General features: G+C 63.1%; 1 protein-coding gene. It reads left to right on the plus strand.

From position 1 onward, the window contains the following. A partial coding sequence (locus JYB62_RS19670) for a chorismate synthase (protein WP_205647095.1) occupies positions 1–262 on the plus strand: 262 nt, incomplete at its 5' end. Between the last annotated feature and the right edge of the window lie 25 nt (positions 263–287).

The raw sequence follows: 287 nt of genomic DNA on the forward strand, positions 1-287 counted from the left end.
TGTCACGCGCTCCAATCGTCATGGCGGGATGTTGGGCGGGATTTCGAGCGGGATGCCGATCGTGCTCCGCGCCGCGGTGAAACCCACAAGCAGCCTTCCACGCAGCCAAGACACAGTCACGTCCAGCGGCGACGCGACTACGATCCGAACGACGGGCCGTCACGATCCGTGTTTGTTGCCGCGGTTCATTCCGATGGGCGAAGCAATGGTCGCGCTAGTGCTTGCCGACCACTGGTTGCGCTGGCGGGCGATCCGCGACTAACGCGAGAAGTTCCAAGCGATGATCG

It is taken from the genome of Algoriphagus lutimaris, assembly GCF_017051705.1.
GTDB lineage: Bacteria > Bacteroidota > Bacteroidia > Cytophagales > Cyclobacteriaceae > Algoriphagus > Algoriphagus lutimaris.